Source organism: Stenotrophomonas sp. OVS01A, from assembly GCF_019969775.1.
Lineage (GTDB): Bacteria > Pseudomonadota > Gammaproteobacteria > Xanthomonadales > Xanthomonadaceae > Stenotrophomonas > Stenotrophomonas indicatrix.
Genome location: NZ_JAHXYV010000001.1, coordinates 1440234 through 1454760 on the forward strand (window position 1 = coordinate 1440234; position 14527 = coordinate 1454760).

Genomic DNA, 14527 nt, shown 5'->3' on the forward strand with positions numbered 1-14527 from the left:
TCAGGGCGACGGCGCGGCTCCCGCACCCCGGGAGCCGCGCCACGACTGCAGCTCGGCCAGCAGCTGGCGCGCATCGTCCCAGCCGGGCGGCACGCGATCGCCCAGCTCCCATAGTTCGCCGGCGCGTGCATCCATGCCGCCCGCGTTGAGCATCTGCAGCACGCCCTGCAGGCGATGCGCATGATGGCGCAGCTGCGCAGCATCGCAACGAACGATCGCTTCGTGCAGGCATTGCAGCTCGCGATCGATATCTTCTTCGTAGGCGGCCAGCAGTTCGCGGGCAGTGCTTTCGAAGGCACGGCCGGGCACAGGCTGGTCCAGCGCCTGCAGCAGCGCATCGGCCTGCAACGGCTTGAGCAATACCGCGTCGATGCCGGCAACCTGGCAGCGCAGCGTGTGATCGTCGCCAGTGAAGGCGGAAAGCGCGATCAGCCGGGCGCGCGGCGCGCCTTCTGCCTCATGCAGCCGCAATTGCCGGGCCAGCGCGTAGCCATCCATTCCCGGCAGACCGATGTCCAGCATCACCAGCGGGCAGGGCGCCTGCATCTGGGCCGCCAAGGCCTCTTCGGCATTGGCAGCCTCCTGCACCGTCGCGCCCCAGCGCCGCAACTGGGCGGCAATGACCTGCCGGGTCAGCGCGTGATCCTCCACCAGCAGGATGCGCGTGCCGGCCAGCCGGGGCAGGGCGGACGCAGCGGCAGTGGCCGGTGCATCTTCCTGCACCTGCTGCACGGGCAGGCGAAGAATGAAGCGGCTGCCACGGCCATGCACGCTATGGACATCCAGGGTGCCGCCCATGGCCTCGGCCAACGTGCGACAGATGGAAAGACCCAGGCCGCTGCCACCGCGCTGCCTGCCTGCATCGGCCTGCCGGAAGGGCTCGAACAGGGCGCTCATCTGCGCTGGCGCGATGCCGATGCCGCTGTCGATGACCTCTATCAACAGTGATGCGTTCTTCGTGGGCGCATCCAGCTGCAGGCGCAGTTCAACGCCGCCTACGTCGGTGAACTTGACGGCATTGCCGAGCAGGTTGTCGAGCAGCTGGCGCAGGCAGTCCGGGTCCGTTGCCAGCATCGGGAACGGCGCCTGCGGTGCGCAGAGCTGCAGGCTGAGCGCCTTCTTCTGCGCGAGGGGCGTAATGGCCTGCAGCGCCTGCGTGCAGATCGCAGGGACGTTGCAGGGCAACAGCTTTGGCCGGAACGTGCCGCTGGCCAGGCGGGAGAAGTCCAGCGTGCGGTTGAGCAATCCGCGCAATGTCTGGCTGGCGGTGGCCGCAGCGGCTACCAGTTCGCGTTGCCCGGCTGGCAGTGGTGCCTGAGCCAGCAGGTCGATCGACGCCATGACTGCCTGGGCGGAATTGCGCACCTCATGGCTGATCATGCCCGTCATCTGCGCCTGCTTCTGATCAAGACTCTGCTGCTGGCGCAGCCTGCGTGCAGCCAACAACGGGAGTGCCAGCAGCAGGGCTGCGGCTGGCAACAGCCAGAGCACGGTGCCATCGAGGCCTTCGCGCACCTTCTGGCCGAGCGCGGCCGGCAGCGTCTGCCGCGCCCAGCGCTGCAGCAGCTGGGCATGCTCTTCGATGGTGATGTCATCCAGTGCCGCCTCGATACGATCAAGCAGCGCCTGGTCTTCGCGCCGCGCGAGCAGATGCAGCTGTGTCGAAAGATCGGCATCCACTGTCTGCAACCGCAGGCTGTGGGAGAAGTGACGTCGTGCTATCGCACCTGCAGTGGATTCCAGGCCGATCGCAGCGTCGGCAATGCCAGCATCCACGGCAGCCAATGCCGCCCGCATGCTGGGTTGCGGCAGCACAGGTACTGCAGGGTGGTGCTGTGCCAGCCACACCGGGTAGGGGCCTCCTTCAACCGCAGCGATGCGCAGCGTGCCCAGATCGGCAACCCGCCGTGGCAAGCGCTCGCCAATGCGGCCGGCAAGCACGCTGGCACCGCCAGGAAAACTGCGCGAGGGCGCCAGGCTGGGGCAGGGCAGGCGTGCCCCATCGTCAGCCCCCATCGCCAGCACAAGATCGGCCCGCCCCTCACAGACGGCGGCCATCGCGGCGAGGGTGCTGGGAAAAGGGACTTCGACGAAGGTCAGGCCGGAATGGCGGGCCACGAGCGCAGCATAGCCATGCGCCAGCGTCTGCAGTACCTCGGGGTCGGCAGCATCTTCGGGCACAGGGTGCAGCGTGGGGGCCGCGGCCACCCTGACCACGCGCCCCGCTGTCCATTTTCCGTGCTGGATGTCGCCCGCGGACGTACAGGGAAGCAGGGTAAACAGTGCCAGCAGCATGAACCTGCGGCCACGCTTGAACAGCGCGGTCACAGTGCCTCCAACTGCTGCCGTATCGCGAAGATCTCTGCGTCATTACGCAACCCGAGCTTGCGCAGCGCGGCAATCTTCTGCGTGCTGACGGTCTTGATGCTGCGGTGCCGATGCAGGGCAATCTCCGAGACGGTCAGCCCATCCAGGACCAGCCGGATGACCTCGCGCTCGTTGCGGCTAAGTGCATCGCAGGGCGTCAGCAGCTTGCACGACGGCGGAATGCGGCAGAGCCCTTGGGACACGCGTACGACCGCGTCGGACAGTTCAATCAACGGCTCGGATTTGCCGACAAAGCCGCTGATTCCGGCATCCAGCAGGTGGTTGATGATCGCCACCGAGGTCTGTCCGGCAAAACCCAGCAGCGTTACCCTCGGCAATGCCTGCCGCAGGTGCTCGACGAGCTCGGTGCCGCTGATATCACCGGGCGCCAGGGTGATGTCGATGATGGCCACATCGGCATGACGCTGCTGCAGCGCCTGCACGAACGCCTGGCTGTCACTGTGGCTGGCGACGATCTCGAAGCGGCTGTCGTTGCCCAGGTGGAAGGCCGTGCCGCGGCGGACGACGTCATGGTCATCAAGCAGGGCCAGGCGAAGCCGGCGCGGTGCAGGGAATCCGTTCATGCGCAGGAGTGTTGTCAGCGCCCAGTGGCGTGGCGCTCATTCTGGCGCCGCTGTCGCGTCGAGCATCGAAAACGTTCGATTTTTGAGACTTTTCCTAGAGTGGAAGTAGGAAAAGTTGGAGGTTTGTGTCGGGATCTGCACAGCGCGGGTGCAGCGAAGTAGCCTGTTGCGTCTGATGATTTTTGGATCGCGTCTGCAATATGCGCGCGGACTGCGTGCGCTGCGCAAGTCTAGTGCGCGCTCCGCTGGCGAAATGCCAGCGTCCACGCTCTGGTCAAGGACAGTTCCAATCACGAGACGTTCCAGGGCGGCGCGATTGACGGGTTGGCGGGCGCCATTAACGTGACGCGTCACGGTGGTCGCGGGTCCGCCGGCGTTGAATTCTGCAGGGCTGCGGGCTTGGGTTTCCCTCAGAATTGAACGTTGGTCCGGTGAGGTACGCCTGACTAGTGGAGATTGGACCTTGCGACTGCTTGTGCGGGCGTGTGCTGCCAGGACATGCCGGGTTGCCCCTGGGGCGCCGGCGACCATGAGTGCAGAGAAGCTACGGCTCGGTTGGGGCCCGGGTGATGTCCGGGGTGCCATTGGCCGGGCTCGGTAGCGGAGTCGATGCCCGGTCTGCTTTGAACATAATATACATTATGCGAAATGCTATATCCGCTATGGTTGGGTTCGTAGGCTCTGCTTGGCAATTGTCAGTTTTCTTGATTCTTGTCCTTTTGCTTAGGATCGTGCCCCTTCTTGATTTCATTGGGAATTTTGAGGCGTTCAGGGACACCATCCTAAATAAGGAAGTGTCGGCTGTAGTTGCCTTCGATCCTGTTCGTAATGCCCGTGCCGTATCTGAGTCAGCTGAGGTGGCCGAGAGCTACAGCCAGTGGCTCCAAGCAAAAATTGGCCGTGCGCTCAACCTTGGGGCCGCTTGCTTCGGCGTGTTCCGCTTGAAGGCTGCCTCCAGCTGCGCCGGAAGTTCTCGTAGGCTGCTGAGTTGCGTCTCAAGTGCCTCGCACCTACCCCGGAGAACATCGGCAGCTTGACCGGCCGAGATGGCTGCAGATTGGGCGGCATGCAGCTCCTTGCGTAGCTGCTCCTCAATTGCCCTCTGGGCTTTGGCCTGATTGTTGAGTTGAGCCTGGAGATCTTTCGCCTCCTGCCGAGATCGATCCACGTCGCTGAGCGTTCGATTCTCGACAGATCTGACGTACTCGGCCCAGTCCTCTCGCTCAGATTTTGCCGTTTTCAGCGCTTCATGAAGCCGGGCATCAAGATGCTGTCTTGCTGCCTCAGCCCGATCGGCTCTCCGAAGCTCGAGATCCCGCTGCTCCGTGAGTTCTGAAATCTGCAGGTGTAGCTGATCGACCAGTCGCTCCAGTTCTATAGCTCGCGTACTAGCTACGCGTTCGCCGGCGATAGCAGCGGCGCGCTCTGAGCGCATTTGACTCAGTTCGTCAGCCACGGCCCGTGGCCTGGCATCCAGCACATCACGTTGGGCAGCAAGTGACTGCTCAGTCTCTGCGAACTCTCGAAGGGCCGCCTCCCTAGCGTGCTTCAGCGCCAGTTCCCACCATTGCCCGGCCAGCAACGGTTGGGCGCTCGCCCTTGGCCACCAGTTCGTCGGCGGCGGTGTGGACGTCAGATTCGGTGATGCCGCGGGCCATGCGAAGTCTCCTGTACTGGTGCCCTACTCGGCTGGTAACGTACTGGCGATAAGTGATGATTATCACCAGTACACACCCTGTTTCATAACGTACATTACATAGTATGAAACGAAATGGCACGTTGCCTGCCAACGTACATTACATAGTATGAAACGAAATGGCACATTGCCTGCCGTGGCAGCGACAGGTGCGAGCCTAGTACTCCCCGAGCAGCTGGCCCAGCAGGCCGCTGACGCGGTGCGGGAGGTGCTGGCCGAAGCCGCTGCCGCCAATACCACCCGCAGCTATGCGTCCGCCCTGCGTTATTGGGCCGGCTGGCACCAGGCCCGCTACGGCGTCGAACTGGCCTTGCCTGCCAGCGAGGCCGTGGTGATCCAGTTCCTGGTCGACCACATCCAGCGCAAAGGCAAGACCGGCCTAGTCAGCGAACTACCGCCGACGATTGACCAGGCGTTGGTGGCCGCCGGCCTCAAGGCCAAGGTCGGGCCGTTGAAGCTGTCAACGGTAGTCCATCGTGTGGCCGTGCTGTCGACGGCCCACAAGCTCAAGCGCGTAAGTAACCCGTGTGAGCTATCCAGTGTCAGAACGCTGTTAAGCCGCGCTCGCCGATCCTCGGTCAAACGCGGTGAGCGGCCGACCAAGAAGACCGCGATCACCCGCGCTGAGCTCGAGGCGATGCTAGCGACCTGCGATGATGGTCTGGAAGGCCGGCGCGACCGCGCCCTACTCTGCTTTGGCTTTGCCAGCGGTGGTCGTCGGCGCAGCGAGATCGCTGCGGCCGATCTCCGCGATCTGCGCAAGGTTGGCGAGGACGGCTACATCTACCGGTTGGAGTATTCGAAGACCCAGCAGGCCGGCGTGACGGTGGATTCCACGCCGGACAAGCCGATCCTGGGGCGCAGCGCCGACGCGCTGACGGCCTGGCTCGAGGCCGCGGAGATCCACGAGGGGGCGATCTTCCGGCGGATCTGGAAGGGGCGGGTCGGCCCTGCCCTGCTCCCGGGCTCCGTGGCCGCGATCGTGAAGCGCCGGGCCCGGTTGGCTGGGTTGGAGGACGACTTCGGGGCGCATAGCTTGCGGTCGGGGTTTGTTACCGAAGCCGGTAAGCAAGGTGTGCCGCTGCCCGCAGTCATGGCGATGACTGAGCATCGCTCGGTGGCGAGTGTGATCGGGTACTTTCAAGCAGGTGCGGCAGAGGATAATCCCGCGGCACGACTGCTCAAATAGAAGGATGACACTTCGTGATGAAACCCTCGCCTATGTCGTTTGATTACGTTGCGGCCTTTCCGCTGCCTGCCGACCTTATTCCCGAGCGGCTGCGGAACCTGCTGACGCCCGTCGGCATCAACCCGCGGGAGGCTGTCGAGGTCGCCTGTCTGTACGAGGCACCGGACCGCGATATCAACGAGGAAGCTCTCCATCTCCAGATGGCCGTGGTGCAGGATGGCAGCGACGCGCCACTGGATGTTCTCGATGAGGCCGGGCATGGCGTTGTCGCCTATTCCGTACCCGTCGATGGAAAGGGAAACGCTGCGGAATATCATCCTTCCCTATCGGGGCACGACTATATCGTCGCCTCATGGGGAAGCGGCTCCTTCTATACCTATAATCTGGCCGAAAAGGTCTGGATGACCTTGGGGCTAACTCCGCGTTGCATCGGCAACGACCACCAGAAGCTCATTTATGACGATCTTGGCCTGCCGGAGTTCGGTGTGGCGCAGGGCGAGATTTCCAACGAGTACTACTGGAGGTCGACTCGCAATATCGGCTGGTCGATGTCCAATGAATACCTGAGGAAGTACCTATGGTTGCGATCGGCGCGCGGAGTCAGGGCGATCTATTACAAGAAGAAGCTTCCCGACCGTCCCGAGATCCGCAAACTGATGGGCGCCCAAGGACATATCGATCTGAAGCCCGAGACAGGACCCGCCTGGTACACCCTCGATATTCGCGAGTACAAAAAAGGATTTTTGCTCCAAGTATGGGCCTCGGTGGAAGCCGTATCGTGCGAGCTCTGCCCCGAGCAAAGCGTCGATGGCATCGTCTGGCCGGGGGATGCGGAACCGATGACTTGCGAGCGCGCTAACGCTCTGTTGTCCGGGAAGCAGGTTTTCCTGGACGACCGGTTCCTTGAACGATACGAGCAAAGCGCCTTCTACGACACAACGCCTGCCCAGATCGACGGAAGATGGCGTTGCAGCCCTTCCTATAAGGGTCAATGGGGATTTACGGACTGTATCCGAGTTGGACGCAACCTAGTCAGCGTCTCAATGCGCGAGCTGTACAAGCCGAAACCCGACCGCGAGATCCTTCATGCATACGAGCATGCACTCGGGCGCGACGAGATCGCGCATATGGACATGGATGCCGAACACATCGTTGCGAAGACGCAACGTCTGCTCGACCAGATTATTATTCTCGGCGACAACCTTTCGCATCTTGGTGCCAGCACTGGGCTACATAAGACCGCAGAGGAGCTGACTGGATTCTCCCGTAGGGAACTGCGCGATAACGGCTGGATGGCATATCAGAACCTGTGCAAGCTGGCACAGGTCGCGCCGCTGGACATGACCCAGCAGGCATTTCTTGCGAGGTGTAAGCAACTCCATGAGATCCTGCAGAAGATTCCCAATGGCTATTTGAAGTCGTTGCTGGAGAAGGCCGGTTGCCCACGGGGCAAGATCAACGACCTAGGGCTGTTGAAACTGCTGGAGGCACTGTTGAATGTCCTGCAACGACTGAACGACGACGAAGAGTCCCTGGACGCCTTCGGATCGCAACGAGAGCCGGAAGGATGGAATGCCAGGAGCCCGCTCATAGCGCCCCTATTCTTGAACAATGACCTTCGTATCGCGGACGCTCACGAGGCGGTCGGGAAATGCATTCAGACGCTCCAGGAAATGGGCTTTGATACCGGCCATTTGAGTGACGGCTATGGATTGGCCCTGGACTTCGTGATGGATGGCGTCATCCGCGCCCTTGAATCCATCAATTCCGCCATGGGGCAGTTGCTGGAGCGCCAACGCCGGTGAACGCAGCCCTCCGAGCCCAGCTGGCCTATCGAATTCGAGTAGCCTCGCCCGCCGACTGGGCGGAGTTCTCGCAACTCTGGATTGCGTTCAATGCGATTTACGGCGGAGAGCCTGATGCTCGGGAACGCTCACGAGTGATGTCGTGCGTTCGACGCAATTTCTCCGAGAGTATCGCACTTCGCGTCCTTCGGTCGATTCGCGGATCGGTGGATCGAATCCTGGAGGTTCCGCCAGGGAACATGCAGTTGGACCGGGATGACCCGAGTTTCCGGGCCTCCACTCAGCGCTGCGCTGCCCTCTACCGCAACCGAAGAGAGACATCCAAGAACCGTCTTGCTGCAGTGGGCGGCGTCATCTACCAGGTGAGGTGCAATCTCATTCATGGTGACAAGGATCCGGATGACGCGCGAGACCGGATGCTGGTCAGCGAGAGCGTGGCTGTGCTGCGCTCGCTTATGCCCGCCTTGGAGGGGCAGCTCGCATGAGCGCGGACTCGACCGATGCCGTGGGACGGGAATGCGTCGACCTCATGCGCCGTGGCATTTCTTGTACTTCTTTCCCGAGCCGCATGGGCAAGGATCGTTGCGGCCGATTTTCGTCGCCCGCTTCCCGGCCAGCGCCGCATCTTCGGGCGGAACGAACTGCGTCAGATGCATGTTGAACTGCTGCATCTGTTCAGTACCAAAGAACTGCCAGAGTCCATTCAGTTCCTCGTAGTGCGAGCGCAGCTGCTCGGTCCAAGTGCCACATCTCATCAGGATGAAGTCCTCTCCATCCATACCGTTTGAGTGCTTCGGGGCATCTATAGCGATACCGACGACCTTCATAAGGTCCGGGAACTTGTTCTTCGCCGCTCCGCACGCGATTTCAAGCAATGCCTGCCGCTTCTCGCGGTAGTCGGCCTGAGCCTTGAATTGGTCCGGCGCATGGAGCTGCAACAGGACATACCCCACGTTGGGCTGGTATGACGGAACGTACGTAACCTGTCGGGCGAACTGGCCTGCATCATCGGGAAAGCGTTCGACTGCTGTCAGAATCTTGTCCGCCAGACCACGGCGCACGAAGCGCGGTTCCTTCACCATCTCGTAGATCGCACTCTTTCCGCGGAGCAAGTCCGCGTTGCCACCGACCGTGCCATCTAACGTGTTCTGGCAGGTTCGCTGAATGAGGTCGTCCCAGAAGTAGGAAATCCGGTCCTCGCTCTTGGTGTTCTTGTAGAGATCGGTATGGATGAAGTCATGCCATTCGCCCTCTCCGATCATCACCCCGTTGAAGCCGCCACCTCCCCCTTTCAGGCCAATTGTGTGCCTTTTTTCCTTTTTGTTGTAGTTGAGGAGATAGTGTCCGAGCAAATCCTCCTCACCGCAGTAGCTCAAATAGTCGAGCTTGGCGATTGCTCTACGTTTCTCTTCTAGATACGCCGAAAAGTCCGTTACCGTATCGAGTTCGGACAGTACGATCGACAGGTTGTGGCTGTCGAGCACATGGACAGGATTGCTCTTGTCGATCTGGATATGGAAGGGATGCTCGGAGTCGGCGTGCGAATCCAGTTCGCCGTACGTGATCGCCAGGCTTCCGTAGACATTCCGCTCCGATGCGTTCTTGCAGGCCTCCTTCGCACCATGCGCCACAATGATCTTGTGAATCACCGCATTCGCCGGGTCGATGGCAAGCGGAAATGGGATCGTCTTCTTGCTATCCAGGAAGATCGCTCGTCCACTGCGGATGTACCGCTCGGCGCCATGCGCCGTCTTCACTTGACGATCAATCACGTTGCGCTTCCAGCGCCCCCAAAGTACTTCGGGATCTTTGACGGATGTCTCAGGTAGCCTGTTCTCGCGATCGAAGAAGACAAAGACCTGGTCGCCAAAAACGGCCAAGAGATCGCAGAGCTCGTCGCCGTCATCCTTGTAGGGATTGGCATAGGCCCACAGCCTCAGGAACGTACGATCGCAGAATTCCGCGAGGAGGCGTTCGGTCTCGGTGACCCCACTTGATTTGATGATTTTTGTAGTATCCAAACAGTCCCCCTGGCTCGACGCCGAATGTCCCTTTGTTCTTGGCGTATCGTACAGGGCGCAGTACGGCCCTGATCCTCCAGCCCCTGAGTCAGGCTTTGATGGTTATCGGGAATTGCTCTGGGGGCCAAGGTATCCCGAGACTTACCTCAAAACCACCATCCCGGCAGCGGTAGGTCGAAGCGCCTGCGGCTGCCCATCGACGATGGGGCCAGGGGGGACGCTCCGTTGGAACTCCGCGCCGAGATCGCTGAAAACAATGAAAAAACCCGCTCCGCCAGCCATTTGCATTGAAACCCGCCCTTGCCGGAAAGGGGATGGCGTAAAGCGTCTTGGCGCGCCCTCCCCTCCAGGCATTTGGGCACCTGGCGTATCGCGTCGTGAGACCTGCCGGCTGCAGACTGTCCGACATCCCCGTCATTCCCCTTAGCGAACCCGAGACACGTGACTTCGGAACCCATCCTGCAGCTGTCGATGACCCTGAAGTTCAGGCATCCGGTCACGGTCTATTCGCTGGTACCTGGTGGCGTCTCGCCATTGGCCATGACCAGCGCGGTCATCCACCTGCTCGATCGGAACGTCGTCAGCTGGATCGGCCGGGAGCCTCGCAGTGTACCGGACAGCCCGCGCGACGCCGCCATGCGCTGGTGGCTGGAATTCCTGGACACGCCGACTCAGTCGATCAACCCGGTGCTGTGCGCGTTCGAGGGCAACAAAAGTCGGATTCCGACGCTGGACGAGTTCAAGGACGAGTACCGGCGGTCCTGCGAGAAGATCGGCGCGTACTTCCGCAGCGCGAGGATCGTCCGGCACCGGGACGACAACTTCCTACAGCTCTACCAGAATGTCGTCGACCTGCACGCGCGACATCGCGCGGAGGTGGACTTCCTGTGCGAAATTGCCCCCGAGATCGCCGAACGACGCCCGCGGCGCGAACTCGTCGCGATCCGGGACCGGATCCTCGACGCGGCGCAACGCAGGCGCCTGGGCGCCTCGCTTGTGCTCATTGCCACCCTGTCCTGCTTGTACGAGGGTGCGACCGAGGCAACCGCTTCGGCGGCCAGGGGCGTCATCAAGCCCAAACCGAGGTATGGCCCTAGGGCCGCGCACAATGCGGTGTCGGACGTGCGCGCCGTCGAGATGCTTGCCGCGGGCGCCCCGTTGGGGCCGGAAACGCTGGGACTGTGCACCGGGGACCGCCAGCTTGCGCGATTCTGGGATGCGCTGGGGATCATGTCCGCCACCTGGAGCGGCAACAACGCATGTACCGTCAGCCAGCGGATGTCTTCGCGGCTGTTCCCGATCCTGACCGATGTCCAATGCCGTGAACTGGCGGAGATACTCGTTGAGCATAGGTTCGCCGATGCCGGCGCACGGCTGGGATACTACCAGCGATAAATCTTCCTAAACCTTAACTCTTCCTATGCTTGCCCGCTACACTTGCCAAATGCAAAGTTCCCGCCCGAAGATTTAGTCATTCTTCCCACGCGCGCGTTCAATGCCTAAGTGAGTTGCCTCCTAAACAGCTCTAGTCGGCGGCGGCTTCATCCTTTGGATATGAACCGGGACTTCTTGGGCCCCCGCTCGCTCCATCACAGAGTTCACCATGCCTTGCACATAGACGTCCAACAGCTCTGGCTGCGTGAGCGCGGCAAATCGGTCGCCGTGTTCGCCCATGAACTGAAGCAGCTTTTCCTTCGTGCTGCGGGCGAAAGTAGCTTTCAACCGGTCATAAAGTTCGACTGGATTGTTGATCGGGCCCGGTCCCTGGCGGATCTGCCCGAAGAAGGTCTCTGGATAGCGCCTCCACGCAGCAAATTCCTCAGGCGAGAGCTGGTTGGTGTAGACCGCTCGCCCGCCTTCATCCCGATCAATAATCAACGCGACCTCGCCGTTTTCGTTCATCACGCAGGCGTCTTCCAAGGTGCCCACCAAACCATCGTCCATCTGATATCGGCGCCCAATGAGCAGGCGGTTTGACGGCAGTCCAGGAATTTCCCCTTCAAATGTGGAAGGCAGGTCGATATGTTCCTGGATCGATGCCACGAGTGCTTCGACCTCAGGATTTCGTACGCGCATTTCAATCTTCTGCGGCAGCGTCAGGAACTGACCGGTCCGGTAGTCATCAATCTTGAAGCCCTCAACGGCGGCTCCAGCGTCGGGAACCTGGGTGTCAAGGTGGTGATGGTCGGGATAGTTGGTGATGAACACCACGGCGGAGGGCAGGGTCGCTGCGTTGGGTTGTGCCTCGAACTTTCGCAGCATGTTGATCCCGATCGTTCGCCAGTCATGCGGTCCACCCGGAACATAGGGATAGGCCTGCGTATTCAGGTCGACGAAGATCAAACGGGCATGTGGCGTCGCCTTCTTCAGCGCATCGCTCACCAGCCCGGTGAACTTCCCGAGATGCTTGTTCGCCTGCTTCGCAGCATCCTGGTTTCGGATCTTGCACTCGACGCCAAAGGCTTTTCCGGTGCGCGGATAGGTGGCGGTGTATTCCACATGCTTGGTTCGGCGATCGGTCTCATCTTCCCATTCCAGCTCGAACCCGGCTCTCAGCAGCATGGCTGCAACACGGATCTCATAACGCACCCCGATGAACTGATCTTGGCACTTCAAACGACCAATCAGTGATTTCCGCAGCTGAGGGGTGCGCGTTTGATCATTGTTGTGTTCCAGGGTGTAGAGGTCATACGCCAGCGTCAGAAATGCGCTGATCGCGCCGGTCATCAGCGTCGTGTGTGTCTCGCCTGGTGCCAGCTCGCCTGGTGCCAGGTTGGCGGCTTTGGATGCCAGCAGGAACTTTTCATGCCACTGAATGACAGGATGACGTTCGCTGTGCCCCAGCTGCGTCTGGGCCTCGAGCCAGTCGCGCCCCAGAACATCTAGGATGTAGCTATAAAGGAAGTCATGAAAGGTTGGCCATGCGCCATGAAATAGACGATGGCCCACAGCGACGATCCGTTTACCGGCTGTCTGGGTGGCGATGATTGGACGACCTAGGCCTTGCTGTCGCTGCTGCTGTATCCGATTGATCTCAGCTTTGCGCTTGGCTTCCTCGGCACCTCGCGAGATCATCTCTTCGTGGTTGACATTGGTGCCGCCGTGGCAGCGCTTGAACTTCTTGCCGCTTCCACACGGGCAGAGTTCATTCCTGCCTAGCTTAGTTCCGCCCATATGTGGTTCCTTTTCCGTTCTTCCTTGAGGGCGGCCCACTTCAGCGGCTCAGTCACTTCTATCAATGCTCGTGCAGAGGTGGCAGCAAGCACTTGGATGCGGCCTCGCTACCACTTTACAGCCTCCGTATCAGGTCGGGAACTGCCCTCCCCTACCCCCGATAAATCTTCCTAATCTACGGCTCACCTTGAGCATGCTACGGTCTCGCAGCGATGGGAGAAAGTGCGGGATCGGATCCTGGCGCTAGCCGGATTGGCACCAACGACCTAAATCTCTCCTGGATCCTTGAGCACGGACTGCCCCTTCTGCAGGAACCCAGCCAGCAGTCGGCCCCCTGCCACCCTCCGTCCCAGCTGCTTGTTGAGGTAGCTGCTCTGCAGGCGCGCATGGGCCAGCAGATCCGTCTGGGCCATGCTGGGAGTTGCGAACTGGAGCGGTTCGCCTAGGGACGCCAGCTGGCCCCAGATCGGCTGGACCACGCAAGTACGCTGGCTGTCACTCTTCGCATATCCCGTGGCCATCATCCGGCCGTTCTTCGGCGACCAGCCACCAAGCACCAACTCGGCTCCGAGCTGCTCGATCGGCAATCCTGCCTCGGCTGCCGCCTTCTCGTAGTTCGGCCACAGCTGGTCCACCACTAACCCCAGCTCGGTAGATAGCTGTTCCATTGTGAAATCTGCGCGGAAGCTGGCCTGCAGCGTTAGCTCATAAATGCGGAGGAAGAACTGCGTAGAACCTCGCGTAGCAAGTATCAGGTTGTGCTGAGGGATCAGCAGCAGCTTTGCTCCTGCTGAATGTTTCCCTGTGAGAGCATCCTCTGCCAAGGTATCCACTGCGACGACAAGGTGGTCACGAGTGAGTAGAAGGTTGAGGATGCTCATGGCAGGCTCGTCTGGACGTTCGCAGACTATCGCCCTCCCCTTCCCCTCCTGTCCAGACTGCCATGACCTCCGAGATTACAGAGATCCTTGATCGCCTCCATGCTTGCGAGGCCGCAATTGAGATGCACCGCGGCTACCTAAATTCAATGGAGTATGCCCTGCGGATTTCGTTTCTAACGCACCAAGATCAAGAGCTTCTGCCCGACACGTGGACCAGATTGCTCCCTTCGATCGCTCAAAGCCACGAGAGAGACGGTGGCCAACTGTTTGCGGCCGCATTCCAGCAATCCCTGACAGTTCTCACCGAGCGGATCGGCGCGGAATGCACTAGGCCCTAAAACGCTCGGGCAACGGATCGCGCTCCCGCAACCCGGCAAGATACGCTTCAAGAGCATCAACAAATTGCGCGTAGTGAATCGCCATGTCGATCATCTCAAGCCCGTGAAAAGAACCCGTGTTCCAGATCTTGTCGCTCTCCGCAGAGGTCAGCCTCCGGCCCAGCTCGGCTTCCATCGCCGATTGCGTTGCCGCAGACAACAGCCGATTCTGCTCAGATGGTGTTGCCATGGCGGGGCTTATTCCTCCATTTTGACGGAAGAACTATGCCCTCGCCTCCAGTCTAGTGCAAACACCAAACCCAGCCATGCAAACGACCGCTTGAGCCTCTAAGCGGGAACCGGACAGAGCGCCTGCGCACGTCTGCCTCCGGCCAGAAGCGGGTAACGATCAGTGGCTGGTGATTGAAGTATTCCGTCTATCCAAGCTTGCCCGCCACTACATCATCGCGATGGTGTTGCGCCCGCTGCGGTT

Annotated in this window: 11 protein-coding genes; 4 read left to right on the forward strand and 7 right to left on the reverse strand. The window is 60.8% G+C overall.

The window, feature by feature from the left end; translation table 11 throughout:
* The 3 genes from LC407_RS06855 to LC407_RS06865 all read right to left on the reverse strand — a co-directional run bounded on the left by LC407_RS06855 (position 1) and on the right by LC407_RS06865 (position 4407).
* The gene (locus LC407_RS06855) at positions 1–2328 is read right to left on the reverse strand and encodes an ATP-binding protein (protein ID WP_317850705.1); all 2328 of its coding nucleotides are present in this window, start codon (positions 2326–2328) and stop codon (positions 1–3) included.
* A complete protein-coding gene (locus tag LC407_RS06860) occupies positions 2325–2951 on the reverse strand; it encodes a response regulator transcription factor (protein ID WP_033831073.1) in 627 nt (208 codons plus the stop codon). The genes LC407_RS06855 and LC407_RS06860 overlap by 4 nt, the downstream gene beginning before the upstream one ends.
* A gap of 868 nt (positions 2952–3819) precedes the next feature.
* Complete coding sequence (locus tag LC407_RS06865) at positions 3820–4407, reverse strand: hypothetical protein (protein ID WP_223482454.1); 588 nt, start codon at positions 4405–4407, stop codon at positions 3820–3822.
* A gap of 349 nt (positions 4408–4756) precedes the next feature.
* Here LC407_RS06865 and LC407_RS06870 point away from each other — a divergent pair, with 349 nt between their 5' ends.
* From LC407_RS06870 to LC407_RS06880, 3 genes are read left to right on the forward strand one after another with little or no spacing between them, the layout of a single operon-like run.
* Entirely contained in the window at positions 4757–5836 is a 1080-nt protein-coding gene (locus LC407_RS06870) for a site-specific integrase (protein WP_223482455.1), read from the forward strand.
* Positions 5837–5853: 17 nt separating this feature from the next.
* Complete coding sequence (locus tag LC407_RS06875) at positions 5854–7641, forward strand: hypothetical protein (protein WP_223482456.1); 1788 nt, start codon at positions 5854–5856, stop codon at positions 7639–7641.
* Positions 7638–8126 (forward strand): hypothetical protein, encoded by a 489-nt coding sequence (locus LC407_RS06880; RefSeq protein ID WP_223482457.1) that lies wholly within the window; start codon positions 7638–7640, stop codon positions 8124–8126. The genes LC407_RS06875 and LC407_RS06880 overlap by 4 nt, the downstream gene beginning before the upstream one ends.
* A 42-nt stretch (positions 8127–8168) precedes the next feature.
* On the opposite strand, the gene LC407_RS06885 is transcribed toward LC407_RS06880, so the two are convergent.
* Positions 8169–9662, reverse strand: a complete 1494-nt coding sequence (locus LC407_RS06885; RefSeq protein WP_223482458.1) for an SEC-C metal-binding domain-containing protein — start codon at positions 9660–9662, stop codon at positions 8169–8171.
* Between the two features lie 471 nt (positions 9663–10133).
* On the opposite strand from LC407_RS06885, the gene LC407_RS06890 reads away from it, so the two are divergent.
* Entirely contained in the window at positions 10134–11057 is a 924-nt protein-coding gene (locus tag LC407_RS06890; RefSeq protein WP_223482459.1) for a hypothetical protein, read from the forward strand.
* A 120-nt stretch (positions 11058–11177) separates the two neighbouring features.
* Here the strand turns inward: LC407_RS06890 and LC407_RS06895 are convergent, their stop codons facing one another.
* The 3 genes from LC407_RS06895 to LC407_RS06905 form a co-directional block, all read right to left on the reverse strand.
* Positions 11178–12836, reverse strand: coding sequence for an SEC-C domain-containing protein (locus tag LC407_RS06895; RefSeq protein ID WP_223482460.1), 1659 nt, complete (start codon positions 12834–12836; stop codon positions 11178–11180).
* Between the two features lie 266 nt (positions 12837–13102).
* Positions 13103–13717, reverse strand: a complete 615-nt coding sequence (locus tag LC407_RS06900) for a hypothetical protein (RefSeq protein ID WP_140226992.1) — start codon at positions 13715–13717, stop codon at positions 13103–13105.
* 327 nt (positions 13718–14044) lie between these two features.
* A complete protein-coding gene (locus tag LC407_RS06905) occupies positions 14045–14284 on the reverse strand; it encodes a hypothetical protein (protein WP_140226990.1) in 240 nt (79 codons plus the stop codon).
* Positions 14285–14527 lie beyond the last annotated feature (243 nt).

Coding starts and splice junctions, on each gene's coding strand:
- LC407_RS06860 (WP_033831073.1), bottom strand. CDS start 2,951: ATGAACGGATTCCCTGCACCGCGCCGGCTTCGCCTGGCCCTGCTTGAT.
- LC407_RS06875 (WP_223482456.1), top strand. CDS start 5,854: ATGAAACCCTCGCCTATGTCGTTTGATTACGTTGCGGCCTTTCCGCTG.
- LC407_RS06870 (WP_223482455.1), top strand. CDS start 4,757: ATGAAACGAAATGGCACATTGCCTGCCGTGGCAGCGACAGGTGCGAGC.
- LC407_RS06895 (WP_223482460.1), bottom strand. CDS start 12,836: ATGGGCGGAACTAAGCTAGGCAGGAATGAACTCTGCCCGTGTGGAAGC.
- LC407_RS06890 (WP_223482459.1), top strand. CDS start 10,134: ATGACCCTGAAGTTCAGGCATCCGGTCACGGTCTATTCGCTGGTACCT.
- LC407_RS06900 (WP_140226992.1), bottom strand. CDS start 13,717: ATGAGCATCCTCAACCTTCTACTCACTCGTGACCACCTTGTCGTCGCA.
- LC407_RS06905 (WP_140226990.1), bottom strand. CDS start 14,284: ATGGCAACACCATCTGAGCAGAATCGGCTGTTGTCTGCGGCAACGCAA.